The sequence below is a fragment of the Cupriavidus sp. WGlv3 genome, assembly GCF_023952475.1.
In the GTDB taxonomy this organism is placed as follows: Bacteria; Pseudomonadota; Gammaproteobacteria; order Burkholderiales; family Burkholderiaceae; genus Cupriavidus; species Cupriavidus phytorum.
Genome location: NZ_JALHRX010000005.1, coordinates 260042 through 285611, shown reverse-complemented (window position 1 = coordinate 285611; position 25570 = coordinate 260042). Strand labels below are relative to the sequence as shown.

General features: G+C 66.1%; 22 protein-coding genes. 21 read left to right on the top strand and 1 reads right to left on the bottom strand.

Annotated elements, in window-relative coordinates:
- Positions 1 to 148: 148 nt before the first annotated feature.
- From ugpB to MKD38_RS12180, 18 genes are all read left to right on the top strand, one after another.
- Positions 149 to 1465: a sn-glycerol-3-phosphate ABC transporter substrate-binding protein UgpB gene (gene ugpB, locus MKD38_RS12265; RefSeq protein ID WP_115703631.1), complete on the top strand. Its 1317-nt coding sequence runs from the start codon at positions 149 to 151 to the stop codon at positions 1463 to 1465.
- Between the two features lie 149 nt (positions 1466 to 1614).
- Entirely contained in the window at positions 1615 to 2496 is an 882-nt protein-coding gene (gene ugpA / locus MKD38_RS12260; protein WP_062800547.1) for a sn-glycerol-3-phosphate ABC transporter permease UgpA, read from the top strand.
- A 12-nt stretch (positions 2497 to 2508) separates the two neighbouring features.
- The gene (gene ugpE / locus MKD38_RS12255; protein WP_092309164.1) at positions 2509 to 3357 is read left to right on the top strand and encodes a sn-glycerol-3-phosphate ABC transporter permease UgpE; all 849 of its coding nucleotides are present in this window, start codon (positions 2509 to 2511) and stop codon (positions 3355 to 3357) included.
- 10 nt (positions 3358 to 3367) lie between these two features.
- Positions 3368 to 4468: a sn-glycerol-3-phosphate import ATP-binding protein UgpC gene (locus MKD38_RS12250; RefSeq protein ID WP_252677134.1), complete on the top strand. Its 1101-nt coding sequence runs from the start codon at positions 3368 to 3370 to the stop codon at positions 4466 to 4468.
- A gap of 1 nt (position 4469) precedes the next feature.
- Positions 4470 to 5216, top strand: coding sequence for a glycerophosphodiester phosphodiesterase (gene ugpQ, locus MKD38_RS12245; protein WP_252677132.1), 747 nt, complete (start codon positions 4470 to 4472; stop codon positions 5214 to 5216).
- 328 nt (positions 5217 to 5544) lie between these two features.
- Entirely contained in the window at positions 5545 to 8397 is a 2853-nt protein-coding gene (locus MKD38_RS12240) for a 2-oxoglutarate dehydrogenase E1 component (RefSeq protein ID WP_252677130.1), read from the top strand.
- Positions 8398 to 8483: 86 nt separating this feature from the next.
- Positions 8484 to 9725, top strand: coding sequence for a 2-oxoglutarate dehydrogenase complex dihydrolipoyllysine-residue succinyltransferase (odhB, locus tag MKD38_RS12235; RefSeq protein ID WP_252677128.1), 1242 nt, complete (start codon positions 8484 to 8486; stop codon positions 9723 to 9725).
- 93 nt (positions 9726 to 9818) lie between these two features.
- Positions 9819 to 11243: a dihydrolipoyl dehydrogenase gene (lpdA, locus tag MKD38_RS12230; RefSeq protein WP_252677126.1), complete on the top strand. Its 1425-nt coding sequence runs from the start codon at positions 9819 to 9821 to the stop codon at positions 11241 to 11243.
- Between the two features lie 88 nt (positions 11244 to 11331).
- On the top strand, positions 11332 to 12429 hold the full coding sequence (gene zapE / locus MKD38_RS12225) for a cell division protein ZapE (RefSeq protein ID WP_252677124.1): 1098 nt from the start codon (positions 11332 to 11334) through the stop codon (positions 12427 to 12429).
- Between the two features lie 104 nt (positions 12430 to 12533).
- Positions 12534 to 15113: a heavy metal translocating P-type ATPase gene (locus MKD38_RS12220; protein ID WP_252677122.1), complete on the top strand. Its 2580-nt coding sequence runs from the start codon at positions 12534 to 12536 to the stop codon at positions 15111 to 15113.
- A gap of 2 nt (positions 15114 to 15115) precedes the next feature.
- Positions 15116 to 15262: a cbb3-type cytochrome oxidase assembly protein CcoS gene (gene ccoS, locus MKD38_RS12215; protein WP_010809469.1), complete on the top strand. Its 147-nt coding sequence runs from the start codon at positions 15116 to 15118 to the stop codon at positions 15260 to 15262.
- Positions 15263 to 15413: 151 nt separating this feature from the next.
- Positions 15414 to 16862, top strand: a complete 1449-nt coding sequence (gene ccoN / locus MKD38_RS12210) for a cytochrome-c oxidase, cbb3-type subunit I (RefSeq protein ID WP_115709943.1) — start codon at positions 15414 to 15416, stop codon at positions 16860 to 16862.
- Positions 16863 to 16880: 18 nt separating this feature from the next.
- Positions 16881 to 17540, top strand: coding sequence for a cytochrome-c oxidase, cbb3-type subunit II (gene ccoO / locus MKD38_RS12205; protein ID WP_252677119.1), 660 nt, complete (start codon positions 16881 to 16883; stop codon positions 17538 to 17540).
- A gap of 3 nt (positions 17541 to 17543) precedes the next feature.
- Positions 17544 to 17708, top strand: coding sequence for a cbb3-type cytochrome oxidase subunit 3 (locus tag MKD38_RS12200; protein WP_010809472.1), 165 nt, complete (start codon positions 17544 to 17546; stop codon positions 17706 to 17708).
- Positions 17709 to 17710: 2 nt separating this feature from the next.
- A complete protein-coding gene (gene ccoP / locus MKD38_RS12195) occupies positions 17711 to 18628 on the top strand; it encodes a cytochrome-c oxidase, cbb3-type subunit III (protein ID WP_252677117.1) in 918 nt (305 codons plus the stop codon).
- A gap of 49 nt (positions 18629 to 18677) precedes the next feature.
- Positions 18678 to 20150, top strand: coding sequence for a cytochrome c oxidase accessory protein CcoG (ccoG, locus tag MKD38_RS12190; RefSeq protein WP_252677115.1), 1473 nt, complete (start codon positions 18678 to 18680; stop codon positions 20148 to 20150).
- Between the two features lie 43 nt (positions 20151 to 20193).
- A complete protein-coding gene (locus MKD38_RS12185) occupies positions 20194 to 20403 on the top strand; it encodes a FixH family protein (protein WP_252677113.1) in 210 nt (69 codons plus the stop codon).
- Positions 20400 to 20645, top strand: coding sequence for a hypothetical protein (locus MKD38_RS12180; RefSeq protein WP_012353116.1), 246 nt, complete (start codon positions 20400 to 20402; stop codon positions 20643 to 20645). Before MKD38_RS12185 ends, MKD38_RS12180 begins: the two co-directional genes overlap by 4 nt.
- 54 nt (positions 20646 to 20699) lie before the next feature.
- On the opposite strand, the gene fnr is transcribed toward MKD38_RS12180, so the two are convergent.
- Positions 20700 to 21425: a fumarate/nitrate reduction transcriptional regulator Fnr gene (gene fnr, locus MKD38_RS12175; protein WP_252677111.1), complete on the bottom strand. Its 726-nt coding sequence runs from the start codon at positions 21423 to 21425 to the stop codon at positions 20700 to 20702.
- Between the two features lie 77 nt (positions 21426 to 21502).
- Between fnr and MKD38_RS12170 the strand changes: the two genes are divergently transcribed.
- From MKD38_RS12170 to rluB, 3 genes are all read left to right on the top strand, one after another.
- A complete protein-coding gene (locus tag MKD38_RS12170; RefSeq protein WP_252677109.1) occupies positions 21503 to 22261 on the top strand; it encodes a sulfite exporter TauE/SafE family protein in 759 nt (252 codons plus the stop codon).
- 585 nt (positions 22262 to 22846) lie between these two features.
- Positions 22847 to 23692: an SMC-Scp complex subunit ScpB gene (gene scpB, locus MKD38_RS12165; protein ID WP_252677107.1), complete on the top strand. Its 846-nt coding sequence runs from the start codon at positions 22847 to 22849 to the stop codon at positions 23690 to 23692.
- A gap of 5 nt (positions 23693 to 23697) precedes the next feature.
- Positions 23698 to 25569: a 23S rRNA pseudouridine(2605) synthase RluB gene (gene rluB / locus MKD38_RS12160; protein WP_252677105.1), complete on the top strand. Its 1872-nt coding sequence runs from the start codon at positions 23698 to 23700 to the stop codon at positions 25567 to 25569.
- Position 25570 lies beyond the last annotated feature (1 nt).

The following is a 25570-nucleotide window of genomic DNA, read 5'->3' as shown; positions in this document are numbered from 1 at the left end:
ACTGCAAAAAGCCGCGAGCCGGCCATACTGGTGAATCTGCTGATTTGCTTGCGCAGGTGCGACGGGCGTAACATGCCGCTGTCACAAAAAAATCACATGCTGTCGGATTTTCAACCGACTGCAACAGACAGACCCAAGGAGAGCCCCGATGTCCGTATCCCGTACCGTGCTCCAACTCGCCGCGCTGGCCGCCCTGACCGGGGCCGGCAGCGCGCACGCCGCCGTTGAAATCCAGTGGTGGCACGCCATGCAGGGCGCGCTGAACGACAAGGTGAACGAGATCGCCAACAAGTTCAACGCCAGCCAGTCCGAATACAAGGTGGTACCGGTCAACAAGGGCAATTACGACGAGACCATGGCGGCGGGCATCGCCGCCTTCCGCGCCGGCGGCGCGCCGGCGATCCTGCAGGTGTTCGAGGTCGGCACCGCCACCATGATGAGCGCCAAGGGCGCGATCAAGCCGGTATCGACGGTGATGAAGGACGCCGGCGAGAAGTTCGACCAGAAGGCCTACATCCCCGCCGTGGCGGGCTACTACACCTCGTCCAAGGGCGAGATGCTGTCGTTCCCGTTCAACAGCTCGACCACGGTGTTCTACTACAACAAGGACGCCTTCAAGAAGGCCGGCCTGGATCCGGAAAAGCCGCCCAAGACCTGGCCCGAGGTGATGCAGTACTCGGCCAAGCTCAAGGCCTCGGGCACCAACTGCGCCTACACCACCGATTGGCAGGGCTGGGTCCACCTGGAAAGCTTCTCGGCCTGGCACAACACGCTGTACGCCACCAAGAACAACGGCTTCGGCGGCACCGATACGCGCCTGGTCTTCAACAGCCCGCTGCACGTCAAGCACGTCACCAACCTGCAGGACATGGTGAAGAAGGGCTACTTCAGCTATGGCGGGCGCAAGGCCGAATCGCAGGCCAAGTTCTACAACGGCGAATGCGCCATGTTCACCGGCTCGTCGGCGTCGCTGGCCAATATCCGCAAGAACGCCAAGTTCGCGTTCGCGGTGGCGCAGCTGCCGTACTACCCGGACGTGCAGGGCGCGCCGCAGAACACCATCATCGGCGGCGCGTCGCTGTGGGTGATGGGTGGCAAGAAGCCTGAAGAGTACAAGGGCGTCGCCAAGTTCTTCAATTACCTGTCGCGCCCCGAGATCCAGTCTGACTGGCACCAGGCCACCGGCTACCTGCCGGTGACCATGGCCGCCTACGAGGCCACCAAGAAATCGGGCTACTACGACAAGAACCCCGGCGCCGACGTCTCGGTGCAGCAGATGGTGGTCAAGACCACCGACAAGTCGCGCGGCGTGCGCCTGGGCAATATGGTGCAGATCCGCACCGTGGTCGACGAGGAGCTGGAAGCTGTCTGGGCCGGCAAGAAGGAGCCCAAGGCGGCGCTGGACTCGGCGGTGGCACGCGGCAACGACTTGCTGGAGCGCTTCCAGAAGACCGCGCGCGAATAGGGCGCCGCATCTTGCCAGCAGGCTGACGTGACAGGCGGGCGGCGGCGAAACCTCCGCCCGCTTGCTTTGTGGCCGGCACCGATCGGGGCCGCCCGCCACTTCATACCTAGTCCGATGCCGCCATCCGCGGCATCCGCCGGAATCCGTTCATGGAAAAACGCGTCGTGTTCCGTTCGCCGTGGCTGCCGTATCTGCTGGTATTGCCGCAGATCGCGATCACGCTGATCTTCTTTTTCCTGCCCGCCGGGCAGGCCTTGTACCAGTCGATGCTGCAGCAGGATGCCTTCGGCATCAACCTGGAGTTCGTCGGCCTGGACAACTTCCGCATGCTGTGGAACGACCCGCTCTATGTCGAGTCGTTCCAGGTCACCGCCATCTTTGCGGTGGGCGTGACCGTGGTGGGGCTGACCACCGCGCTGGCGCTGGCCTATTTTGCCGACCGCGTGATCCGCGGCGCGGTGGGCTACAAGACCCTGCTGATCTGGCCGTATGCGGTGGCGCCGGCGGTGGCGGGCGTGCTGTGGATGTTCATGTTCAACCCGACCCTGGGCGTGGTGTCGTTTGCGCTGCGCAAGCTCGGCGTCGAATGGAACTTCCTGCTCAATGGCAACCAGGCCCTGCTGCTGGTGGTGCTGGCCGCGGCCTGGAAGCAGATCAGCTATAACTTCCTGTTTTTCCTGGCCGGGCTGCAAAGCATTCCGCGCTCGCTGATCGAGGCCGCCGCCATCGACGGCGCGGGCCCGTGGCGCCGCTTCTGGTCGATCGTGTTCCCGCTGCTGTCGCCGACCACCTTCTTCCTGATGGTGATCAACGTGGTCTACGCGTTCTTCGACACCTTCGCCATCATCGATGCGGTCACGCACGGCGGGCCGTTCAACTCGACCAACACGCTGGTCTACAAGGTCTTCCATGACGGCTTCCGCGGCATGGACATCGGCGGCTCGGCAGCGCAGTCGGTGGTGCTGATGGTGATCGTGATCGCGCTGACCGTGGTGCAGTTCCGCTACGTGGAACGCAAGGTCCAGTACTGACGGAGACAGCCCATGGTAGAACGTCGTCCCTTTCTCGATTTCCTGACCCACGCGGTGCTGATCCTGGGCATCGTCATCGTGGTGTTTCCGGTGTACCTGACCTTCGTCGCCTCGACGCTGACCGCCGAAGAGGTGCTCGACGCGCCGATGACGCTGATCCCCGGCAGCCACCTGATCGACAACTATCGCACCGTGCTGTTCCAGGGCGTGGGCGAGGCCGCGTCGCCGGTCTCGACCATGATGAAAAACAGCCTGATCATGGCGCTCGGCATTGCGCTGGGCAAGATCGCGATCTCGATCATTTCGGCCTTTGCCATCGTCTACTTCAAGTTTCCGCTGCGCAAGACCTTCTTCTGGCTGATCTTCATCACGCTGATGCTGCCGGTGGAGGTGCGCATCCTGCCAACCTACAAGGTGGTGTCGGACCTGGGGCTGCTCGACAGCTACTTCGGGCTGACCATTCCGATCATCGCGTCGGCGACCGCGACCTTCCTGTTCCGCCAGTTCTTCCTGACGATTCCCGATGAACTCGCTGAAGCGGCGCGCATCGACGGCGCCGGGCCGCTGCGTTTTTTCTGGGACGTGGTGCTGCCGCTGTCGCGCACCAGCATCGCCGCGCTGTTCGTGATCCAGTTCATCTACGGCTGGAACCAGTACCTGTGGCCGCTGCTGATCACCACGCAGAAGTCGATGACGCCGGTAGTGGTGGGCGTGACGCAGATGATCTCGCGCTCGGGCGATGCCGCCACCGACTGGAACCTGGTGATGGCCACGGTGATGCTGGCGATGATCCCGCCCGCGGTGGTGGTGGTGCTGATGCAGAAGTGGTTCGTCAAGGGCCTGGTCGAAACCGAGAAATAAGCGGAACACAATGGCAAAACTGTCACTACGCAACGTTCAGAAAACCTACGCCGGCGGCGCCCAGGTCGTGCATGGCATCGACATGGAGATCGCCGACGGCGAGTTCATCGTCATCGTCGGGCCCTCGGGCTGCGGCAAGTCCACGCTGCTGCGCATGGTGGCCGGGCTGGAAACCATCACCGGCGGCGAGATCGATATCGGCGACAAGGTGGTCAACCAGCTGGAGCCGGCCGAGCGCGACATCGCCATGGTGTTCCAGAACTACGCGCTCTATCCGCATATGAGCGTGTACGACAACATGGCCTACGGCCTCAAGATCCGCGGCATGGGCAAGGCCGAGATCGCGCAGCGCGTCAACCACGCCGCCGGCATTCTCGAGCTGGCGCCGCTGCTCGAGCGCAAGCCGCGCCAGCTCTCGGGCGGGCAGCGCCAGCGCGTCGCCATGGGTCGTGCCATCGTGCGCGAGCCGGCGGTATTCCTGTTCGACGAGCCGCTGTCCAACCTCGACGCCAAGCTGCGCGTGCAGATGCGGCTGGAACTGAAGGAATTGCACCGGCGCCTGGGCACCACCAGCCTCTATGTGACCCACGACCAGGTCGAGGCGATGACGCTGGCCGACCGCATGATGGTGCTCAACGCCGGACGGGTCGAGCAGATCGGTACGCCGCTGGAAGTCTATTCAAAACCGGCCAGCACCTTCGTGGCCGGCTTTATCGGCTCGCCGCCGATGAACCTGATCCCGGTGGCGCGCAATGCCGGCGGCGACGCTGGCGCGCAGATGCGCGTGGTGGCGAAGGAGGGTGAAGCCGCCAATGCCACGCTGGGTCACCTGCCGATGGGGCTGCACCTGCCGGCACAGGCGCTGCTGGGGCTGCGTCCGGAGCATATCGAGCCGTGCGCCGCGCATGAAGCGATCGCCGAGGTCGATGTGCGGGTGGTCGAGGCGCTGGGCGCGGACTCCTTCGCCTACGGCTCGCTCGGCGGGCAGGCGGTGGTGGTGCGGCTGGACAGCCATGCGCGCGTGCGTGCCGGCGATCGCCTGCCGGTGACCTCGTCGGCCGAGCACCTGCATTTCTTTGCGCCGGACACCGGCAAGCGCATCGAGGCCTGACATGACCACCACAACCGACAACGCCTGGCGCTATCCCAGCCATATCGCGCACCGCGGCGCCGGCAAGCTGGCGCCGGAGAACACGCTGGCGGCGTTCCGACACGGCGCGGGCTTTGGCTATCGCATGTTCGAGTTCGACGTGAAGCTGTCGGCCGACGGCAAGCCGGTGCTGATGCATGACGCCACCCTGGAGCGCACCACCAGCGGCCAGGGCAGGGTGGATGCGCTGACGCTGGGCGAACTGGCGCTGCTCGACGCCGGCAGCTGGCACGGCCCGGCCTTTGCCGGCGAGCCGGTGCCGACGCTGGCGGCGATCGCGCGCTACACCCGCGCCAACGGCTTCCTGGTCAATATCGAGATCAAGCCGGTGCCCGGCACCGATGCACGCACCGGCGCCGCGGTGGCCATCGACGCGCAGTCGCTGTGGGCCGGCGCCGAAGTGCCGCCGCTGCTGTCCTCGTTTTCGGAAGAGGCCCTTGCCGCCGCGGCGCGCGCCGCGCCCGACCTGCCGCGCGCGCTGCTGCTCGACCACCTGCCCGGTGACTGGCTGGAGCGGGTGCGCCGGCTCGGCTGCGTCGCGCTCGATGCCAACCACCGCGAGCTGGATGCCGGCGTGATCGCCACCGCACATGCGGCCGGCCTGCGCGTCCTCGCCTACACCGTCAACGATCCGGCGCGAGCGGCGCAGTTGCTGGAATGGGGGCTCGATGGGGTGATCACCGACGCAGTCGACCGGATCGTGCCCTGATTCAAATTGTTGTGCGGCTGTTGCGAATTTGCTGAACGCGGTTGGAATTGTCGCGCGGCTGTGTTTCGTATCGCGAAAAGTCCACATTGATCAAACGCAATCCGTGCTATTCTTACCGCCGTGAAGACTTAAGGTCCTTCCCCGCACAACTTGCCCTTTCGGGCCTTGTGAGGCGGCCAGCACATGCGGCACCCTGGTGGTGCCGTTTGCGTAAGTGCCTCCTTTGGCCCCCAAGAGTTGTTTGCGATCCGCTAACCGGTCAAGCCGTGTCGCGGAAGGTTGAATAACCCGCTGAACTCCGGCAGACCCGGAGAAAAGTGAGCGTCCCATGATGCAGCAGTATCAGAGCAATTCGTACCTCTTCGGCGGTAACGCCCCCTATGTCGAAGAACTGTACGAAGCCTATCTCCAGAATCCCGCCTCGGTTCCCGATAATTGGCGCGCGTACTTCGACGCGATGCAGAACGTTCCCGCCGTCGACGGCTCGAACGGCCGGGATATCGCCCACGCTCCCATCGTTGCCTCGTTCGCCGAGCGCGCCAAGCAAGGCCCCATCCGCACCATCGTTGCATCGGCCGATTCCGACATGGGCCGCAAGCGCGTCGCTGCCACGCAGCTGATAGCCGCCTACCGCAACATCGGTTCGCACTGGGCTGACCTGGACCCGCTCAAGCGCCAGGAGCGTCCGCCCCTGCCGGATCTGGACCCGGCCTTCTACGGTTTTTCCGAAGCCGATCTCGATATCGTCTTCAACGCCAGCAATACCTACTTCGGCAAGGAGTCGATGAGCCTGCGCGAGCTGCTCAACAACCTGCGCGAAACGTATTGCGGCACCATCGGCTTCGAATTCATGTACGTGAGCGACCAGGCGCAGAAGCGCTGGTGGCAGGAGCGCCTGGAAACCACGCGTTCCAAGCCGGTGTTCACGCTGGAAAAGAAGAAGCACATCCTTGACCGCCTGACCGCGGCCGAAGGCCTGGAGCGCTTCCTGCACACCAAGTATGTCGGCCAGAAGCGCTTCTCGCTGGAAGGCGGCGAGAGCTTCATCGCTGCCATGGACGAGCTGATCCAGCACGCCGGCAGCAAGGGCGTGCAGGAAATCGTGATCGGCATGGCCCACCGCGGCCGCCTGAACGTGCTGGTCAACACCCTGGGCAAGATGCCCGCCGACCTGTTCGCCGAGTTCGAAGGCAAGCACGTCGATGACCTGCCGGCTGGCGACGTCAAGTACCACAAGGGCTTCTCGAGCGACGTCTCGACCGAAGGCGGCCCGGTCCACCTGTCGCTGGCGTTCAACCCGTCGCACCTGGAAATCGTCAACCCGGTGGTCGAAGGCTCGGCCAAGGCCCGCCAGGAACGCCGCGGCGAAGTCGGCCACAAGGAAGTGCTGCCGGTGCAGGTGCACGGCGACGCGGCCTTTGCCGGCCAGGGCGTGGTGATGGAGACGCTGAACCTTGCGCAGACCCGCGGCTACGGCACGGGCGGCTCGATGCACATCGTCATCAACAACCAGATCGGCTTCACCACCTCGGACCCGCGCGACGCGCGTTCGACGCTGTACTGCACGGACGTGGTCAAGATGATCGAGGCGCCGGTGCTGCACGTGAACGGCGACGATCCCGAAGCCGTGGTGTACGCCATGCAGCTGGCCGTGGACTTCCGCATGGAGTTCAACAAGGATGTCGTGGTCGACATCATCTGCTTCCGCAAGCTGGGCCATAACGAGCAGGACACCCCGGCGGTCACGCAGCCGCTGATGTACAAGAAGATCGCCCAGCACCCCGGCACGCGCAAGCTGTACGCCGACAAGCTGGCCGCGCAGAACCTGGTTCCGGCCGACTTCGGCGACCAGAAGGTCAAGGAATACCGCGCCGCGATGGACGCCGGCAAGCACACCGCCGATCCGGTGCTGTCGAACTTCAAGAACAAGTTCGCCGTCGACTGGATGCCGTTCCTGAACCGCAAGTGGACCGACGCCGCCGACACCGCCGTGCCGGTGACCGAACTGAAGCGCCTGGCCGAACGTATCACCACCACGCCCGAGACGCTGAAGCTGCACCCGCTGGTCGAGAAGGTCGTCAAGGACCGCGCCAACATGGGCCGTGGCGACCAGCCGCTGGACTGGGGCATGGGCGAGCACCTGGCTTTTGCCTCGCTGGTGTCGTCGGGCTATCCGGTGCGTATCACCGGCCAGGACGCCGGGCGTGGCACCTTCACCCACCGCCACGCCGTGCTGCACGACCAGGCGCGCGAGCGCTGGGATGCCGGCTCGTATGTGCCGCTGCAGAACGTGTCGGAAAACCAGGCTCCGTTCACGGTGATCGACTCGGTGCTGTCGGAAGAAGCCGTGCTCGGCTTCGAATACGGCTACTCGGCCGCCGAACCGAACGCGCTGGTGATCTGGGAAGCCCAGTTCGGCGACTTCGTCAACGGCGCCCAGGTGGTGATCGACCAGTTCATCTCGTCGGGTGAAGTGAAGTGGGGCCGCGCCTCGGGCCTGACGCTGATGCTGCCGCACGGTTACGAAGGCCAGGGTCCGGAACACAGCTCGGCCCGTATCGAGCGTTTTCTGCAGCTCTGCGCGGACCACAACATGCAGGTCTGCCAGCCGACCACGCCGGCCCAGATCTTCCACCTGCTGCGCCGCCAGATGATCCGCCTGTTCCGCAAGCCGCTGGTGATCATGACGCCGAAGTCGCTGCTGCGTAACAAGGACGCCGTTTCGCCGCTGTCCGACCTGGCCAAGGGCCACTTCGAAACGGTCATCCCCGACCACGAAGAGCTCAACGCCGGCAAGGTCAAGCGCGTCATCATGTGCTCGGGCAAGGTCTATTACGACCTGGTCAACACGCGCAAGGAACGCGAGGCCAACGACACCGCCATCATCCGCCTCGAACAGCTGTACCCGTTCCCGCACAAGGCGCTGGCGGCGGAACTGAAGAAGTACCCGAACGCCAACGAGATCCTGTGGTGCCAGGACGAGCCGCAGAACCAGGGCGCCTGGTTCTTCGTGCAGCACTACATCATGGAAAACATGACGGACGGCCAGAAGCTCGGTTATGCCGGTCGCCCCGCCTCGGCTTCGCCGGCGGTGGGCTACTACGCAAAGCACAACGAGCAACAGAAAGCGCTGCTCGACGCGGCTTTCGGCAAGCTCAAGGGCTTTGTTCTGACCAAGTAATCAGTGGCTGCCACGGCGGCGCGCGCAGGCGCCGCGTGGCATCGCCAGCATCACGACAACACGCATAACACGAGGAATTCACCACCATGGCTATCGTTGACGTCAAGGTTCCGCAACTCTCCGAATCGGTCGCCGAAGCGACCATGCTCAACTGGAAGAAGAAGCCAGGCGAAGCCGTTGCCCAGGACGAGATCCTGATCGAAATCGAAACCGACAAGGTCGTGCTGGAAGTGCCGGCCCCGTCGGCCGGCGTGCTGTCGATCATCGTCAAGAACGATGGCGACACCGTCGTGGCCGATGAAATCATCGCCAAGATCGACACCGAAGCCACCGCTGGCGCCGCCGCCCCGGCCGCTGCTGCACCGGCTCCGGCTGCCGCCGCGCCGGCCCCGGCCGCTGCTGCCGCTCCGGCCGCCGCCGGCGCCGTGGCGATGCCGTCGGCCGCCAAGCTGATGGCCGAAGCCGGTTTGTCGGCTGGCCAGGTTGCCGGCACCGGCAAGGACGGCCGCATCACCAAGGGCGACGCGATCGCCGCCGCCGCCGCTCCGGCCGCCAAGGCAGCCCCGGCCGCGGCCAAGCCGGCCATGCAGCAGGTTTCCGCTCCGGTCGACTTCGCCGCGCTGGGCGACCGCCCGGAAGAGCGCGTGCCGATGAGCCGCCTGCGTGCCCGTATCGCCGAGCGCCTGCTGCAGTCGCAAGCCACCAACGCCATCCTCACCACCTTCAATGAAGTGAACATGAAGCCGGTGATGGACCTGCGCAACAAGTACAAGGACCGCTTCGAGAAGGAACACGGCGTGAAGCTGGGCTTCATGTCGTTCTTCGTCAAGGCCGCGGTGCACGCGCTGAAGAAGTTCCCGCTGATCAACGCCTCGATCGACGGCAACGACATCGTCTACCACGGTTACTTCGACATCGGTATCGCCGTCGGTTCGCCGCGTGGCCTGGTGGTGCCGATCCTGCGCAACGCCGACCAGATGAGCCTGGCCGACATCGAGAAGAAGATCGCCGAGTTCGGCGTCAAGGCCCGTGATGGCAAGCTGTCGCTGGAAGAGCTGAGCGGCGGCACCTTCTCGATCTCCAACGGCGGCGTGTTCGGCTCGATGCTGTCGACCCCGATCATCAACCCGCCGCAGTCGGCCATCCTGGGCGTGCACGCCACCAAGGACCGCCCGGTGGTGGAAGACGGCCAGATCGTGATCCGCCCGATGAACTACCTGGCGATGTCCTACGACCACCGCATCATCGACGGCCGCGAAGCCGTGCTGGGCCTGGTCGCCATGAAGGACGCGCTGGAAGATCCGGCCCGCCTGCTGCTGGACCTGTAAGAACCGGTCCCCCCGCGCGCCTGCCGCGCGGGGCACGCTCCCCGTGTTGAAGGCGCGCCGGCACAGGCTGCCGGCGCCCACAAAGGAATTTCCATGAGCAAACAATTCGACGTGCTGGTGATCGGTGCCGGCCCCGGCGGCTATATCGCCGCGATCCGCGCCGGCCAGCTGGGCCTGAACGTGGCCTGCTGCGAAGGCAACGCCTACGACGACCCCAAGAACGAACCGCGCCTGGGCGGCACCTGCCTGAACGTGGGCTGCATCCCCTCCAAGGCGCTGCTGGCTTCCTCGGAAGAGTTCGAGAACGTCCAGCACCACCTGGGCGACCACGGCATCACCGTCGGCGACGTCAAGGTCGACGTGGCCAAGATGCTCAAGCGCAAGGACGATATCGTCGGCAAGATGACCAAGGGCATCGAGTTCCTGTTCCGCAAGAACAAGGTGACGCTGCTCAAGGGCTACGGCAAGTTCGTCGGCAAGAGCGCCGAAGGCTTCCAGGTCGAGATCGCCGGCGAAGTCGTGACCGCCAAGCAGGTCATCATCGCCACCGGCTCGAAGGCTCGCCACCTGCCCGGCATCACCGTCGACAACGACCTGGTCAGCGATAACGAAGGCGCACTGAAGTTCGCGTCGGTGCCGAAGAAGCTGGGCGTGATCGGCGCCGGCGTGATCGGCCTCGAGCTGGGCTCGGTGTGGCGCCGCCTGGGTGCCGACGTGACCGTGCTGGAAGCGCTGCCCGCCTTCCTGGGCGCCGCCGACGAAGGCGTGGCCAAGGAAGCGCAGAAGCAGCTGACCAAGCAGGGCCTGAAGTTCAGCCTCGGCGTGAAGGTCGACGAAGTCACCACCGGCAAGAAGGGCGTGACGGTCAAGTACACCGACAAGGATGGCAAGGCCCAGACCCTGGAAGTCGACCGCCTGATCGTGTCGGTCGGCCGCGTGCCCAACACCGACAACCTGGGCCTGGACGCGGTCGGCCTGGCGGCCGACCAGCGCGGCTTCATCGAGGTGGACGACCACTGCGCCACCAAGGTGCCGGGCCTGTGGGCCATCGGCGACGTGGTGCGCGGCCCGATGCTGGCGCACAAGGCCGAGGACGAGGGCGTGGCCGTGGCCGAACGCATCGCCGGCCAGAAGCCGCATATCGACTACAACTGCGTGCCGTGGGTGATCTACACCTTCCCGGAAATCGCATGGGTCGGTAAGACCGAAGCCCAGCTCAAGGCCGAAGGCCGCGAGTTCAAGGCCGGCCAGTTCCCGTTCATGGCCAACGGCCGTGCGCTGGGCATGGGCCATGCCGACGGCTTCGTCAAGATGCTGGCGGATGCCAAGACCGACGAGATCCTCGGCGTGCACATCGTTGCCGCCAACGCCTCGGATCTGATCGCCGAAGCCGTGGTGGCGATGGAGTTCAAGGCCGCCAGCGAAGATATCGGCCGCGTCTGCCATCCGCACCCGTCGATGTCGGAAGTCATGCGCGAAGCCGCGCTGGCCGTCGACAAGCGTCAACTCAATATGTGAGGCGCATGTCCGCCGCTGCCTGAGTACCGGCGCGCCGTTCTGCGGCGCGCCGTTTTCACTTGCGGCCCGTGCCGCGTGAGCCCCTAGCATGAACGTCACCGAGTACTACGAGAAGGAACTGAAGGAGCGCGGCTACCAGTCCGACGAGGCCCAGCTGCGCGCCGTGGCCCGGCTGCAGCAGTGCTACGACGAATGGGTCGCCTACAAGGGGCGCCGCAATAACGCGCTGAAAAAGCTGCTGGTGCGCCCGGATGTGCCGCAGGGCGTTTATATGTGGGGCGGGGTGGGGCGCGGCAAGTCGTTCCTGATGGACAGCTTCTATACCTGCGTGCCGGTGGTGCGCAAGACGCGGCTGCATTTCCATGAATTCATGCGCGAGGTGCATCGCCAGCTGGAAGAACTGCGTGGCCGTCCCGACCCCCTCGACGAACTGGCCAAGCGCATTGCGCGCCGTTTTCGCCTGATCTGCTTCGATGAATTCCATGTCAGCGACGTCGCCGACGCGATGATCCTGCATCGCCTGCTGCAGCAGCTGTTCGACAACGGCGTGCAGTTCGTGATGACCTCAAACTACCGGCCCGACCTGCTATACACAGATGGCTTGCACCGCGACCGCGTGCTGCCCGCCATCGCGCTGCTGCAGCAGAAGCTGGACGTGCTCAATGTCGATGCCGGCATCGACTACCGCAAGCGCGCGCTGGAACAGGTGCAGGCCTACCACACCCCGCTGGACGCCAAGGCCAACTCGGCGCTGCGGGATGCGTTCACTTCCATTGCCGGCGTGGCCGACGAGTCCCCGCTGCTGCATATCGAGCACCGCGAACTGCGCTCGCTGCGCAAGGCCAACGGGGTGGTCTGGTTCGACTTTGCCACGCTGTGCGGTGGCCCGCGCTCGCAGAACGACTACCTGGAACTGGCCTCGCAATTTCATACGGTGATCCTGTCCGACGTGCCGCGCATGACGCCGCGCATGTCGTCCGAGGCGCGCCGCTTTACCTGGCTGATCGACGTCTTCTACGACCACAAGGTCAAGTTGCTGATGTCGGCGGAAGTGCCGGCCGACGAACTCTATACCGAAGGCCAGATGGCCAACGAATTCCATCGCACCGTGTCCCGCATCATCGAGATGCAGTCGCGCGAGTACCTGGAATCCGAGCGCCGCACCATGGATACGACGCTCACCTGAGCGGTATTTCAGGCCCGGCGCAACCATAGCCGGGCCGCCTTGATCTATATCAAGTTGGAATCGGGGGGCGGCCTATATCCTCGACTGGGTAAAAAAAGCTTCCCATGTCGCCGCCCCCAGCCACCAGTCCTTCCGCCAGCTTGCTGGCGCCACGATCTGTCCTGCCGCCGCCGCCCGTCGGGCGCGATGGCGCGGACACGGCCGCGCGCGACGCCGCCTCACCGCTGGCCTGCTTCCATTGCGGTTTGCCGGTCACCGATGCCGAACCGCTCGCCGCCGACCTAGACGGCAGCCGCCGCGTATTCTGCTGCGGCGGTTGCCAGGCCCTGGCGCAGACCCTCCATGCCGCCGGCTTTGCGCACCTGTACGGCGACCAGGCCCGCTTCGCCCGGCCCATCGACGACAAGGCCCGGCGCGAAGCCGAGCCGATCTGGGACGCCTACGATGCCCCGGAACTGCGCGCGCAGTTTGTCCGCCCGCTCGACGGCGGCCGCGCCGAGATCACGCTGGCTCCCGAGAACATCCGCTGCGCCGCCTGCGCCTGGCTGATCGAACAGCATCTCAGCCGCCAGCCGGGCGTCGAGTCCGCAGTGGCCAACGTCGCCACGCGGCGCGTGGTGGTGCGCTGGCGCGACGGCGCCCAGACGGTCTCCGGGCTGCTGGCGGCGCTGGCCGGCATCGGCTACATGGCCTGGCCCTTCGAGGTCTCGCGCACCGACCAGCAGGACCGCCGCGCGCGCCGCGGCCTGCTGATGCGCATGGCAGTGGCCATGCTCGGCATGATGCAGGTGATGATGTACGCGTGGCCGATCTACACCCACGAGGCCACCATCGATCCCGGCCAGCTGCAGCTGATGCGCTGGGCCAGCTTCGCGCTGACCTTGCCGGTGGTGTGCTACGCCGCCTCGCCAATCTTTGCCGGCGCCTGGCGCAGCCTGCGCCAGCGCCATATGGGCATGGACGTGCCGGTGGCGATCGGCGTCGCGGCGGGCTTTGCCGCCAGTGCGCTGGCCACGGTGCGTGGCGTGGGCGAGGTCTATTTCGATTCGGTGACGATGTTCGTCGCGTTCCTGCTGCTGGCCCGCTACCTGGAACTGCGCGTGCGGCAGGCCTCGCGCAGCGGTGCCGAAATGCTGGCGCGCCAGTTACCCGCCACGTGCGAGCGGCTGGCCGCGGCCGGCGCGGCGGGCGAGCGCATCCCGGTGGCGCGCCTGCGCGCGGGCGACCTGATCCGCGTCAAGGCGGGCGAGATCGTCCCGGCGGATGGCGCAGTGACTTCGGGCACCAGCGAACTCGATGAATCCATGCTGACCGGCGAAAGCCGCCCGGTGCGCCGCTGCGCCGGCGACACCGTGCTGGCCGGCAGCTTCAATACCGCCAGCCCGCTGGAACTGCGCGTGACCCGCGTCGGCGCCGGCACCCGCCTGGCCGAAATCGTCGCGGTGCTGGACCGCGCGCTGGCCGAGAAGCCGCGCCTGGCCACGCTGGCCGACCGCGTCGCGGGCTGGTTCGTGGCGACGCTGCTGTTGCTGGCGGCACTGACCGGCATGGTCTGGGGCCTCTGGATCGATCCGTCGCGGGCCTTGCTGGTGACCATCGCGGTGCTGGTGGTCAGCTGCCCGTGCGCGTTGTCGCTGGCCACGCCGGCGGCACTGGCCGCGGCCGGCGCGGCGCTGTCGCGGCGTGGCGTGCTGCTGGCGCGCGGCCACGCGCTCGAAACACTCGCCCGCGTCACCGACGTGGTGCTCGACAAGACCGGCACGCTGACCGAGGGCCGCTTTGCCGTGGCGGCGGTCGAGCCGCTGGGAGACGCCAATTCAGCCCGATGCCTGGCCCTGGCCGCGGCGATGGAGCGCGGCGGCGAGCATCCGATCGCGCGCGCGCTGGTGTCGGCGGCGCAGGATCCCGCCGGCCTGCCGCTGCAGGTCAGCGACATGCGCAACGTGCCCGGCCACGGCCTCGAGGCGGTGGTCGCGGGCCACCGCCTGCGCCTCGGCCGTGCCGATTTTGTCTTTGCGCTGGGCGGCGCTGGCCAACCTGCGCCGGCCGCTGCCGGCGACCTGACGCATCCCGGCGCCACGGTGGTCTGGCTCGGCGCCGAGTCCGGCCCGCTGGCGCGCTTCGTCCTGGCCGACGTCGAACGCCAGGAAACGCCGATGCTGCTCGCGCGCCTGCATGAACTGGGGGTGCGCTGCCACCTGGTATCGGGCGACAACATGGCGGCGGTGCACTGGTGGGCCGCGCACTTCGGCATCGAGTGCATCGCCGGCGAGGTCACGCCCGAAGGCAAGCGCGACTACGTGGCGCGACTGCAGCAGGGCGGGGCCGTGGTACTGGCGGTCGGCGACGGCATCAACGACGCGCCGGTGCTGGCGCGGGCGCAGGTGTCGATTGCCATCGGCAGCGGCGCGCCGCTGGCCCAGGCCGGCGCCGACGCGGTGCTGACGCACGGCGGCGTGGCCGAGATCGCGACGGCGCTGGCCGTGTCGCGCCAGACGCGCCGGGTGGTGCGCCAGAACCTGGGCTGGGCCTTCTTCTACAACGTGGTTGCCATTCCGCTGGCGGCGACGGGCCTCGTCACGGCCTGGATGGCCGGCATCGGCATGTCATTGTCGTCGCTGCTGGTAGTCGCCAATGCCTGGCGCCTGCTGCGCGCTGGCAAGCCCCGGCACAAGGGAGCCTGACGATGGAAACGCTTTACCTGCTGGTGCCGATGAGCCTGGTGCTCGTGGTGGTCATCGCGGGCGCGCTGTGGTGGGCGCTTCATGCCGGGCAGTACGACGACCTGGACCGGCCTGCCGAATCGATCCTGCTCGACAACGACAAGCCGTGAGCCCGCGGCGCGTGCCTCGGACCGGAGCCACGCGCGCAGGTTCAAGACGTGCCCGGAGCGGCTTGATAAAGATCAACGCACCCGCGGCATGGTTTTTCTAAAGTCACACTGTCAGTAGGTTTTTTATTTTCTCTAAGCTTTGGGGGTCTGAATGGATGTCACTGCCGCGTCTTCACGCGTCGACACCTTCAATTACGGCGTCGTAAGACAGTTCGCTGTCATGACGGTAGTCTGGGGGATCGTCGGCATGGCCGTCGGCGTGCTGCTGGCAGCACAGCTGATCTGGCCCGAACTCAATTTCAATACACCCTGGCTGTCGTTCGGCCGGCTGCGTCCGCTGCATACCAATGCGGTGATCTTCGCCTTCGGCGGCAGCGCGCTGTTCGCCACGTCCTACTACGTGGTCCAGCGCACCTGCCAGGCGCGCCTGTTCTGCGGCCCGCTGGCCGCGTTCACGTTCTGGGGCTGGCAACTGGTCATCGTCGCCGCCGCCATCACGCTGCCGCTGGGCATCACCAGCTCCAAGGAATACGCCGAACTCGAATGGCCCATCGATCTGCTGATCACCGCGGTCTGGGTGGCCTACGCCATCGTGTTCTTCGGCACCATCGTCAAGCGCAAGACCCGACATATCTACGTCGCCAACTGGTTCTTCGGCGCCTACATCCTGACCATCGCGCTGCTGCACATCGTCAACAACATCGAGATGCCGGTGTCGCTGTGGAAGTCCTATTCCGCCTACGCCGGCGTGCAGGACGCGATGATCCAGTGGTGGTACGGCCATAACGCGGTCGGCTTTTTCCTGACCACCAGCTTCCTGGGGATGATGTACTACTTCATTCCCAAGCAGGCCGAGCGCCCGATCTTTTCCTACCGCCTGTCCATCGTCCACTTCTGGGCGCTGAACTTCACCTACATGTGGGCCGGCCCGCACCACCTGCAGTACACCGCGCTGCCGGACTGGGCGCAGTCGCTGGGCATGGTGTTCTCGCTGATCCTGCTGGCGCCTTCCTGGGGCGGCATGATCAACGGCATCATGACCCTGTCGGGCGCCTGGCACAAGCTGCGCACCGACCCGATCCTGAAGTTCCTGGTGGTGGCGCTGTCGTTCTACGGCATGTCCACGTTCGAAGGCTCGATGATGTCGATCAAGACCGTCAACGCGCTGTCGCACTACACCGACTGGACCATCGGTCACGTGCACTCCGGCGCGCTGGGCTGGGTCGCGATGATCTCCATCGGTTCGCTCTACTACCTGATCCCGCGGCTGTTTGGCGAGAAGCAGATGTACAGCGTACGCCTGATCGAATGGCACTTCTGGATCGCGACCATCGGCGTGGTGCTGTATATCGCCTCGATGTGGATCGCGGGTGTGATGGAAGGCCTGATGTGGCGCGCCACGCAGCCGGACGGCACGCTGACCTACGCCTTCGTCGAGGCGGTCAAGGCCAAGTACCCGTTCTATCTGATTCGCCTGCTGGGTGGCATGTGCTTCCTGTCCGGCATGCTGCTGATGGCTTACAACATCGCCAAGACCATCGTCGGCAAGCCTGCCGTGGATGCGCCGATTCCGGCCAGCATCGCCGCCTCTGCCCACTGATCAATCCAGGATAGAAAGATGTCCGATAAACAACGCTTCTTTTCCCACGAAACGCTGGAGAAGAACATCGGCTGGCTGATCATCTGCACGATCCTCGTGGTCAGCATCGCAGGTCTGGTCCAGATCGTGCCGCTGTTCTTCCAGCACTCCACCACCGAGCCGGATCCGGGCATCACGCCGTATTCGCCGCTGCGGCTGATGGGGCGCGATATCTATATCCGCGAAGGCTGCGTCGGCTGCCACTCGCAGCAGGTGCGTACGCTGCAGGCCGAGACCGAGCGCTACGGTCATTACTCCACCGCCGGCGAATCGGTCTACGACCATCCGTTCCTGTGGGGCTCCAAGCGTACCGGCCCCGACCTGGCGCGCGTGGGCGGACGCTACTCCGACGACTGGCAGCGCATCCACCTGCGCAACCCGCGCGACGTGGTGCCGGAATCCGTGATGCCGTCGTACCCCTGGCTGGAGAAGGCCGAGCTGCCCACCAACGATATCCAGGCGCGCATGCGCGCCCTGGTCAAGCTGGGCGTGCCGTACACCGACGCCGAAATCGCCAAGGCTCCGGACGAGCTGAAAGGCAAGACCGAGGAAGACGCGCTGGTTGCCTACCTGCAGGGCCTCGGCACCAACCGCCGCAACGTGCGCGTCGATGCCGCCGCAGCGGCGCCGAAGGAGTAAGCCATGGCCATGATCACCGCCATCGCGACCGTCGTGTCGATGGTCGTCTTCCTCGGCATCTGCTGGTGGGCCTGGTCCGCCGGCCGCCAGGCCGCCAACCGCGAATCCGCCATGCTGCCGTTCGCGCTGCCTGACGAAACTACGACAACATCGAGCCGGAACACCTAGCCATGAGCGATTTCATTTCCGATTTCTGGAGTTACTACATTGCCGCCATCGCGCTCATCGGCATCGTCTGGTGCGTATGGCTGCTGTTTTCACAACGCAAGATCACCAAGACCCCCGGTGGCACGGAAGATACGGGCCATGTCTGGGACGGCGACCTGCGTGAACTGAACAACCCGCTGCCGCGCTGGTGGATGTGGATGTTCCTGCTGGCCTGCATTTTCGGCCTCGCTTACCTCGTGCTGTATCCCGGCCTGGGCTCGTACGCCGGCGTGCTGAAGTTCTCCACGCAGAGCGAACTGGCCGCGCACCGGGCGGAGCAGGAACGCATGCAGAACGAGATCTACGGCAAGTACCTGAAGATGGACGTCAAGCAGGTGGCGGCGGACCCGCAGGCGCGCGAGATTGGCCAGCGCCTGTTCCTGAACTACTGTGCGCAGTGCCATGGCTCGGATGCGCGCGGCAGCCGGGGCTTCCCCAACCTGACCGATAACGACTGGTTGTACGGCGGCGAGCCCGAGACAATCAGCCAGACCATCACCAAGGGCCGCAACGGCGTGATGCCGCCGTTTGGCGCGACCATCGATGCCAAGCAGGCGGGCGACGTGGCGCAGTATGTGCGCTCGCTGTCCGGGCTTTCGTCGGACCCGATCCGCGTATCGCGCGGCGAAGGCGCGTTCAAGACCACCTGCGTGGCCTGCCATGGCGCCGGCGGCAAGGGCAACCAGGCCCTCGGTGCGCCGAACCTGTCGGACAACGTCTGGCTCTATGGCAGCTCGGAAGCCAGCATCGTCGAGGCCATCCTGAAGGGTCACAACAACCATATGCCAGCACACGAGGAAATCCTGACGCCCGAACGCATCCGCATGCTGACGGCCTATGTGTGGGGGTTGTCCAATACGGGAGGCGGAGCCGGGCAATGATCGACGACTCATGTGAGCGAGCGCTCGAGGCTCGCGGGAGAACTCGCCCATGAATGCGCCCGGGACCGAAGAAATGGCCCGGGCGGCCGACCTGCAACGGTCGGCCGCTGCGCCGGGCGAGACCTCGGAAGAAACCCTTTACGAGGTCCGCCGCAAAATCTATCCGCGCTCGGTGAAGGGCGCGTTCTCCAGCTGGCGGGTCTGGCTGGTGATCCTGACCCAGCTGATCTACTACGGCACGCCCTGGCTCCAGTGGAATGGACGCCAGGCCGTGCTGTTTGACCTTGGCGAGCGCAAGTTCTATATCTTCGGCCTGGTGCTGTGGCCGCAGGACGTCATCTACCTGGCGGTGCTGCTGGTCATCTCCGCGCTGGCGCTGTTCCTGTTCACGGCGATCGCGGGGCGGCTGTTCTGCGGCTACGCGTGCCCGCAAACGGTCTACACCGAGATCTTCATGTGGATCGAGCGGCGGGTCGAAGGCGACCGCATCGCGCGTATCCGCCTCGACGGGGATCCGTGGAGCCTGCGCAAGCTGCGCCTCAAGGCAACCAAGCATTTCCTGTGGGTGCTGATCGCACTGTGGACCGGCTTCACCTTCATCGGCTACTTTGCGCCGATCCGCGAACTGGGCGGCGAGGTGCTGGCGCTGTCGCTGGGTCCCTGGCAGGCGTTCTGGATGCTGTTCTATGCGTTCGCCACCTGGGGCAACGCAGGCTTCATGCGCGAGCAGGTGTGCAAGTACATGTGCCCCTACGCGCGTTTCCAGAGCGTGATGGTGGACCGCGACACCTATGTCGTGACCTATGACGTCGGCCGCGGCGAGCCGCGCGGCAGTCGCTCGCGCAAGACCGACCACCACCAGGCCGGGCTTGGTGATTGCGTCAACTGCAGCATCTGCGTGCAGGTGTGTCCGACCGGCATCGACATCCGCGATGGCCTGCAGTACGAGTGCATCGGCTGCGGCGCCTGCATCGACGCCTGCAACCAGGTCATGGACAAGATGGACTACCCGCGCGGGCTGATCCGGTACACCTCGGAAAACGCGATGCGCAAGGGACTGTCCGCCGCGGCATCACGCAAGCGCCTGATGCGCCCGCGCGTCATCATCTACTCGGTGATCTGGGCGGCGCTGCTGGCGGGATTCGTGGCGTCGATCATGCTGCGCACGACGCTGAAGGTCGACATCATCCGCGACCGCGGTGCGCTGGGCCGGGAGGTGGAAGGGCGCTGGATCGAGAACGTCTATCGGCTGCAGCTGATCAACACCACCGAAGCGCCGATGCAGATCCGTGTGCACGCCGACAGCGATGAACTGAAGGACCTGACGGTCGAATACGACAAGCAGGCCGAATCGCTGGCGCCGACCTCCAACCGGCTGCTGCCGATCCGCATCCGCGTGCCGATCGAGGCCGCCAGGCAGGGCACGCACAAGATCAACGTAACGGTAACGAGCGAAGGCACGGAGCAGGGGCATGCCGAAATCCGGCAATCCACCAGTTTTATCGTGCCGCGCGATTTGTGAAGCTAGGCGACTCTGACGTAGTCGCCAGGACGAAGGGGGCAAGATGAGTCTGCAAGGCAATCCGTGGTGGAAGGAACCGTGGCCGTGGCTGCTGATGGCCGGTCCGCTGGTGGCCATGGTGGCGTGCGGCGTGACGATCTGGCTGGCATCGGCGCATCCCGACATGCCCGTGCAGGGCTCGACGCGGCATGGTCTCGTGGTCGAGAAGGCTGAAGCGGTGGCGCCCAAGTCAGCGGCAGCGAGGCAGCCATGAGGTTGCGCTGGCTGATGTGGGTGCTGTGGCCGGGCTTCCTGATGGCGGGCCTGGCGACGGCGACGGTTTTTTCCGTCGTCGATCCGGGTGACCTGAAATTCTTCGGCCATCCGATCGAATCGTCGCGCGAGTCGGTCTATACCGTCGGCTTCCTGCTGGCGTGGGTGTTCTGTGCGTTGTCCAGCGGCCTGACGCTGTACACCATGCCGACGCGGCTGGCGGATACGGACGAACTGGAATAGGGAGGGACCACCGCGTTGCCGGCGCCGCAGGCGGCGCGGCGACGCCGCGGTGGCTCAGCAGCTACGGCTGTAGAGTTGCTTGATGCCGTCGATGTCGATCAGCTTGACATGCCGCTGGCGGATCTGGATCAGCCCGGCCTCGGCAAAGCGCGAGAACAGGCGGCTGACGGTCTCGAGCTTCAGCCCGAGGTAGCTGCCGATCTCTTCCCGGCTCATGCGCATCACGAACTCGGACGCCGAATAACCGCGCGCCGACAGCCGCTCCGACAAATTGATCAGGAAGGCGGCCAGGCGTTCCTCGGCGCGCATCGAGCCGAGCGTGACCAGCATCAGCTGGTCGTGCGTGATTTCCTTGCCCATCAGGCGCAGGAACTGTTGCTGCAGCGAAGGCAGGTCGGCCGACAGCGTCTGCAGATCGTTCATGCGAACCACGCATACCTCGGTATCTTCGAGCGCGGTGGCATCGGATGCATGCTGCATCTCGCCCAGGCCGTCGAGGCCGACGATTTCACCGGGCAGGTGGAACCCGGTAATCTGCGAGCGTCCGTCTTCGGTGGTGACATGCGTCTTGAGCGTACCGAAGCGGATGGCGTAGACCGCGGTGAGCGGGTCGCCCATGCGGTAAAGGGTTTCCCCCTTGTGCACGCGGATGCGTTCCTGCACCAGCGTGTCGATCTTGGCAAGGTCTTGCTGCGACATGCCAACCGGAAGGCACAACTGTCCCATCGCACAGGTGGAGCAGCGGGGCGACATCTCGGTAACGGGGATGGAAGTGAGCAATTGGAACCTGCTAGAAATGGCAGCGGGGCACGATATGGACATTTTACCGTGCGATGTGATGCGGCAGGGAGACAGAATTGACATTTGGAGTATTGATCAGCGTTTTCCTGCTCGCTCTTCTGGGCGGCGTGCACTGCGCCGCCATGTGCGGCGGGGTGGCTCTGGCCGTGGAGCAGCGGCGCGGCAAGGCAGCGCCGATCGCGCTGGTGCGTAGCCGGACTGCCTGGCTTGGCGAGTTGTTGGTGATGCACTTTGGCAGGATCAGCACCTATATGCTGCTCGGTGCCGCGCTGGGCGCCGCCGGTGCGACGGCCTGGAAGCAGGATTACCTGCCGGTGCAGCGCTGGCTGTTCGGTGCAGGCAGTCTGATGCTGCTGTGGTCGGGCTGGCGCCTGCTGCGCGGCAGTACCTTTACCGTGAACTGGCTGGAGCGGCTGGCGGCGCACGCCGGCACGGCGGTGGCCGGCCGGCTCGGCGGCCTCGCCAGCGCGATGCCGGCCTTCGTGCGGGCGCGCGGCGGGCTGGCCCGACGTTATGGCGTGGGCCTGGCCTGGGGGCTGGTACCGTGCGGCATGGTCTACGGCGCGCTGACGCTGGCGCTGCTGGCGGGCAACGCCGGCTCGGGCGCGCTGGTGATGGGCGTGTTCGGGCTGGGCACGCTGCCGAACCTGCTGGTGCTGTCCGGGCTGTCCGGCTATCTCAGGCTGTGGTCACGGCGACCGGGCGTGCGCCTGGGCGCGGGCCTTGCCGTGATGGCGTTCGGCGGGCTTGGCATTGCGCGAGCGGTGCTGCTGCCACATTCGCTGGCGGAACAGGGCTTTTGCCTGGTGTTTTGATGCCACACGCGGCATCCTGCGGCGCCGGCACCCCGCGCAAGCAGGATGATGGTTGCAGGCGGAGGCGGGAATGCCATACAATCGCCAGCATTGCGGTATCGCGCGGAGTCAGACAGGCTGCGGGAGGCAGCGGCCAACAGCGCCTGGCGGTCTTCCTATCCGAAGGCACGCTCGGGACGCGGGAAGCGGAAGGCTTTCGATGAGCGCCAGTCCCCGCGGTCCATTCGGTTCAAAAGATCTGGTTCAAAAGTCCGGTTGGCGCTGCGGCGTGGTAGATGCCGGCCTTGCTCCCGATACCCGTATTTTCTTGCGTCCGAGGCGTTCAGTTCGCCGACCGCGATGTCCGCTTGTGCGGATGAGCGACGCAAGAGGTTCGCTGGCCGGTCCATGACGGCATGCGGACGATCTCCTGCCGGAAGCCCGGCAACTCGATGCAAAGATAGGGAAGTGCACGGCCTGGGTACGGCAGGTATCCGGCTCGCTGCGCAATGAGATGGCGGTGGCTCTGGCACCGCTGTATCCAAAATCTCCGGTGCCCCGGATCCGTCCGGGAGCAGGTGCAAAGACAGGCTGCACACCATCAACATGAATACCCAAGAGGCGAAGATCGTCCTCGAGACGGCGCTGATCTGCGCGCAGGAACCGTTGCGCGTCAACGATCTGCGCCGCCTGTTCGACGATGACGTCGGCGCAGACACCATCCGCGTGCTGCTGGACGAACTGCGCCAGGACTGGCGCCCGCGCGGCGTGGAACTGGTGGCGCTGGCAAGCGGCTGGCGGTTCCAGAGCCGGCCCGAAATGCGGGAATACCTCGACCGCCTGAATCCGGAAAAACCGCCAAAATACTCGCGCGCGGTGATGGAGACGCTGGCGATCATCGCCTACCGCCAGCCGGTGACGCGTGGCGATATCGAGGAAATCCGCGGCGTGACGGTCAGCACGGAAGTGATCAAGAAGCTTGAGGACCGCAGCTGGATCGAGGTGATCGGCCATCGCGACGTGCCGGGCCGTCCGGCGTTGTATGCCACCACCAAGGCGTTCCTGGACGACCTCGGGCTGCGCACGCTGGACGAGCTGCCGCCGCTGGAGGATGCCCAGGCGCAGGCGCAGGCCGCCTTGCTGGAGCAGCAGGCGATCAATTTCGAGGACCTGGCAGTTAACAAGCCGGCCAGCGCCGACGAGGAAGCCTTTGCCGAGCCGGGCGCCCCGGCCGACACATCAGCAGCAGCGGAGCCGGCGCCCGCGCGCGAAGACGGCGCCGATGGCTTTGAGGCGCAGCCGCTGCCGGCGGCTGCCGAGGCGGTGGTTGAGGCGGATGTGGGCGATGCCACCGAACCGGCCGCATCTGATCCGGACGGGGCGCGGGACCAACTGCCGGACGACGGCACCCCGCCGCACCCGAGCGAGCACGACGAGCGCGTGCCGAACTGAACAACATGCAACATCCGATAGTGAATATCTTGTCTGATTCCGTTGAGCAAGACGCCCGCAATGCGGGCGCATCCGCCGACACCAGCGCCGCAGAACCCGGAACGGGCAGCGACGCCGCGCCCCGCCGCAAGGGGCTGCGCCGCGGTCTGAGGAACCTGGTGGCATCGCGGCGCCAGGCGGCGCAGGACCGCGCCGAGGGCGCCGAAGGCGCCGGCGCGGCCGGCCAGGGCGATGCCGGCGAGGCGGGTGCCGCGGCAAACGCGGGCCCAGCGGGTGCCGGGCGTGGCGGCCAGCGCGGCCGCGGCAAGCGCAAGACCGGCCAGGGCGAAGGCGGGCAGGGCAGCCAGGGCGGCAGCAAGGCAGACAAGATCGACCGCGCGGCCCGCGCCGAAGGCGCCGACAAGCCGGAGCAGCCTGGCCGCAAGCGCAAGCAGGGCCCGCGCAGCGGCAAGCCCGCGCCTTCTGGCGACACCCAGGGCGCCGGCGCGCGCCAGCAGGGCCGGCGCAAGGATGGTGGCAAGCCGCAAGCACCGCGCAAGGGCCAGGCCGGCGCCGACAAGTCCGCGGCGGGCAGCGAAGACCTGTTCCGCTTCGTCATTTCCGAACAGTACGACAGTGAAGACACCGTCATTCCGCGCACCAAGGCCAAGCCCGTGCGCGAGCTGTCCGCCGATGACGACGCGCCCAAGCTGCACAAGGTCCTGGCCGAGGGCGGCCTCGGCTCGCGCCGCGAGATGGAAGAGCTGATCCTGCAGGGGCGCGTCTCGGTCAACGGGCTGCCGGCCCATATCGGCCAGCGTATCCTGCCGGCCGACCAGGTCCGCGTGAACGGCAAACTGATCCACCGCAAGGTCTCGACCAAGCCGCCGCGCGTGCTGCTGTATCACAAGCCTGCCGGCGAAATCGTCAGCCAGTCGGATCCGGAAGGCCGTCCGACCGTGTTCGACAACCTGCCGCGCATCAAGACCGGCAAGTGGGTCGCGGTGGGCCGCCTGGACTTCAACACCGAAGGCCTGCTGATCTTCACCACTTCGGGCGACATTGCCAACCGGTTCATGCATCCGCGCTACGGCGTCGAGCGCGAATACGCGGTGCGCACGCTGGGCGAGCTGGCCGAGGCCGACCGCCAGCGCCTGCTGCACGGCATCAAGCTGGATGACGGCGAGGCCAACTTCCTGCGCATTGCCGACGGTGGCGGCGAAGGCGCCAACCATTGGTACCACGTGGCCCTGACCGAAGGTCGCAACCGCGAAGTGCGCCGCATGTTCGAGGCGGTCGGCCTGACCGTGTCGCGCCTGATCCGCACCCGCTACGGCCAGTTCCTGCTGCCGCGCGGCCTCAAGCGCGGCCGCTGGCAGGAAGTGGAGTCGAACGACGTCAAGGCGCTGATGACCAGCGTCGGCCTGAAGGTGCCCGGCAAGGGCGAGCAGGCGCCCAAGGGCGCCACCAAGGTGGGCGGGCGCAAGCAGCGCACCGAGGCGGCGATTGCCGGCATGCCGATGCATACCGGCATGGACGGCCTGCCGCGCTTCGAGCAGAGCGGTCCTCGCGGCGGTGGCGGCGGCAGCCGCAGCAGCCAGCCGGATCCGATGAAGACGTCGATGGGCTATATCAGCCACGGGCCGACGCTGCTGACTTCGCACGCCGCCAACCTCGGCGGTGGCCGCGGCGCCGGTGCGCGCCAGGGACGTGGCAGTGGCGCCGGCATGGGCGGCATGGGCGGGGCGAGGGGTCAGGCCGGCCAAGGGCAGGGCAAGACTCGCCGCGGCGGCGAAGCCAATGGCAACGTGATGCCGAAGGCAGCGAAGTCGGGCGGCAACCGTTCGCCGCGTGGCGGTGGTGGCAATCGCGGTGGCAACCGCGGCGGCAATCGTTAAG